Genomic DNA, 3287 nt, shown 5'->3' with positions numbered 1-3287 from the left:
GCCAGTGACGCCGATGGCGGCATCGGCGCCGGACACCAGGGCGCGTACCAGGCTGGACTTGCCCCCCGGGACATCCGCCTGCACCAGGGCGAACGCGATGGCATCGCCTGGGTGCTGGCCGATGTCCCGGGCAACCGCGAGGCCGGCGGCGAAGCCTTTGAAGCCAGCGCCCGGGAGGAAGCCCTGCGCGCCCATGCCGTGATCTACGTATGCACCGCCGAACTCACCCGCACCCAGGCAAGCGACGTCGCCTGGCTTGCCAGCTTCGGCAAACCCATGGTGGTGGCCCTGAACAAGGCGGATGAACGCAACGCCGCGGAACTGAAGCTGGTGCTCGGCCGGTTGCGCACGCAACTGCGCGACAGCGCCGACGCCGTGGTGTCGACCATAGCCGGCGGCACGGAAGTATTCGTGCGCGAACTGCCCGACGGCCGCAGCGAGCGCGTCGAGCGCACACGGCTGCCGGACACGCGTGAGCTTGCCCGGGCCCTGGACAGGCTGCTCGGGCGTGGCGCGCAAGCGCTGGAACCGGCGCGCGAGAAAGCCGTGTTCGCCGCCCTGGACGCCCACCTTGCCGCATCCGAGGCCGCCGCCCGCGAGGCCCAGGCCGCGCGCATCGTGGCGCGCTTCGCCCGTCGCGCCGTGGTCGGCGCGATGGCTGCGGTGGCGCCGGGCAGTGACCTGGTGATCCAGGGCATCATCGCCACCGGCATGGTGCGTGCGCTGGCCGACAACTATGGGGTGAACGCAAGCCAGGTGCAGGTGGACGACTTCATCCGCCAGGCCCGGCTGACCCTGCGCTCGGGATCGTCCATCGTGCTTGCGGTCGCCGGTAATGCGCTAAAGGCCTTCCCGGGCCTGGGCACCCTGGGCGGCGGCCTGCTGCATGCGTTTGCCTATGCCCTGATCTTCGACAGCATGGGTAAGGCCCTGTCGGCCTCGCTGGCCGAGCGGCACGCACTGGACCAGGACGATGCCAACGAACGGCTCAAGGCCTGGCTGGCCGACAGCAACGGCGAGCGCGTGAAGGCACTGGCTGCGATGGCGGCCGAGGCCCTGCGCGACCCGGGCGGCTCAGGCGGCAGTGTTCGGCCAGGATGACAATGCGTTCATGAATCGATGGGTGGCGGTGCCATGGGCAGCAAGGGCACACTGGCGTCATGATCCTTTCCAAGCCCCGTACCGCGGTCCTGCCTCTTGCCCTCCTGATGGCGGTTTTAGCCGGCACTGCAACCGCCGCGCCCGTGGCGTACCAGTACGATCCGGTGCACAGCCAGGTGGTCTTCAGCGTCGACCACAATGGCTTTTCGCGCTCGTTCGGACGGTTGCACGTATCAGGCAATCTTTCCTTCGATGCCACCAACTGGAGCGATTCTTCCACTCACGTGGTGATCGATACCGCCGGCGTGGACATGGGCGATGCGAAATGGAACGACGCGGTGCGCGGCAACGACCTGTTTGCCGCTTCCCGTTTCCCTACCGCCACGTTCGACAGCACGTCGGTTGAAAAGACCGGTGACGACACCGGTGTGTTGCACGGCAAGCTCACCTTGCGCGGGGTGAGCCAAGCGGTGGATATCCCCTTCCGCCTGAACCGCAACGGGCGCACCATCTACGGAATGCACGACGTAGCCGGTTTCTCGGCGAATTTCACCGTGGACCGCACGCTCTTCGGCATGACGTCCAATCCCAATTCCATTGGCCGCTCGGTCACCGTGTGGCTCGAGATCGAAGCCATCCGCGGCAATGACGCCGGCAGCAAGGAGCCCGACCGTGGCACTGCGCAGTGATGATTCGCGCTGGGGTACCGGCGCACGCTTCTTCCATTGGCTGATGGCGCTGACCATCCTCGGCAACGGTATTTTCGGCTTGTGGATGACTGGCCTGGCGCCGTCGCTGTCGAAGATCAACATCTTCGCGCTGCACAAGTCGATCGGCCTGACCGTGCTTGCGCTGTTCCTGCTGCGCCTGGCCTGGCGCATGGGCGACCGGCGTCCGCCGGACGAACCCGCACCCGCCTGGCAACGCCTGGCAGCCCATGTAACACACGGCCTTCTTTACGTGCTGATCGTGGCGCTCCCGGTGTCCGGCTGGGTGTTCAACTCGGCCCACGGTTATCCGCTGCAGTGGTTCAAGCTGTTCAACCTGCCGCCGCTGATGGCCAAGGACGACCAGGTCATGAACATCGCCGTCATCGTGCACGAATACTTGTTCTACTTCTTGTTGCTGGTGCTGGTGGCGCATGTCGGCGCCGCGCTATGGCACCATTTCATCCTGCGCGACAACGTCCTGCGGCGCATGCTGCCCTTTGGACGCCCGCGCAAGGTTCCCCCGCCAGGAGACCCCTCATGAACCGCACCATCCTTGCCCTTGGGCTTGCATTCGCGCTCGCGCCCATCACGGGCGTTGCCGCCGACTACACCGTGCAGCCAGCCAGCACGCTCGGCTTTACCGGCACATTCCAGGGCGCCACCTTCGACGGCAGTTTCAACAAGTTCAACGCCGCGATCAGTTACGATCCGGCCAATCTCGCCGCGTCGAAGTTCGACGTGACGGTGGACCTGGCCAGCGCCACCACCGGCGACAACGATCGCGATCACGCACTGCCCGGCTCCGATTTCTTCGACACGGCGAAATTCCCGCAGGCCCACTTCGTCACCACCGGCTTTGCCAAGGCCGGCAATGGCGTGGTGGCCAACGGCAACCTGACCTTGCACGGGGTGACCAAGCCGGTGCAATTGAAGGTCACCTTCACCCCGGGCTCGGGCGCGGCCTCGCTGGACGTCGCAACCGTGATCAACCGCCTTGACTTCGGCGTCGGCAGCGGTGAGTACAAGGACACCTCGACCATCGGCAACGCGGTGAAGGTGAACGCGCACCTCTTGCTGCAACCGAAGTAAGTCGGTCACGTGGACCTGCGTTCGATCTGGCGGCGGTGGCGCGGGGCGGCCCACGCCCAGGCGACCGATCCAGCAGCCACCGATACCGGGGTCAGAGTGAATACCCTGACCCCCAGCCATGACGGCGTTGCCCGTTCGCTGCAGGAATTGCTAGACGATCCAGGCATTCCACCGGCGTTGCGGCAGGAACTTGCCGCCGACTTCGCGCGCATCGCCTCGATGCTCGACAAGCTGCAACGCGACGAATTGCACGTGGCGGTGTTCGGCCGCGTCTCGGCGGGAAAATCAGCGCTGGGCAACGCCCTGCTGGGTCGCCAGGCCTTCGAGGTGGGCGTGCTCCATGGCACCACGACCGAGGCTGAGCCTGCCCGGCTGGACGAAGCGGCC

5 protein-coding genes are annotated in these 3287 nt (G+C 66.2%); all 5 read left to right on the top strand.

Annotated elements, in window-relative coordinates; genetic code table 11:
* Window positions 1–1101, top strand: a 1101-nt coding sequence (locus tag VK519_RS02075) for a P-loop NTPase family protein (protein WP_324347193.1), incomplete at its 5' end; no start/stop codon positions are given.
* A 107-nt stretch (window positions 1102–1208) separates the two neighbouring features.
* A complete protein-coding gene (locus VK519_RS02070) occupies window positions 1209–1790 on the top strand; it encodes a YceI family protein (protein WP_324347191.1) in 582 nt (193 codons plus the stop codon).
* Window positions 1774–2352 carry a cytochrome b gene (locus tag VK519_RS02065; RefSeq protein WP_324347189.1) on the top strand — a complete coding sequence of 193 codons (579 nt, stop codon included), beginning with the start codon at window positions 1774–1776 and terminating at the stop codon, window positions 2350–2352. The genes VK519_RS02070 and VK519_RS02065 overlap by 17 nt, the downstream gene beginning before the upstream one ends.
* Window positions 2349–2900 (top strand): YceI family protein, encoded by a 552-nt coding sequence (locus VK519_RS02060; protein ID WP_324347187.1) that lies wholly within the window; start codon window positions 2349–2351, stop codon window positions 2898–2900. Before VK519_RS02065 ends, VK519_RS02060 begins: the two co-directional genes overlap by 4 nt.
* 96 nt (window positions 2901–2996) lie before the next feature.
* A partial coding sequence (locus VK519_RS02055; RefSeq protein WP_324347185.1) for a GTPase occupies window positions 2997–3287 on the top strand: 291 nt, incomplete at its 3' end.

This window comes from Pinirhizobacter sp., assembly GCF_035317885.1.
Lineage (GTDB): Bacteria > Pseudomonadota > Gammaproteobacteria > Xanthomonadales > Rhodanobacteraceae > Pinirhizobacter.
The sequence above is the reverse complement of the archived record's forward strand: the minus strand, read 5'-3'. Positions and strand labels throughout refer to the sequence as shown.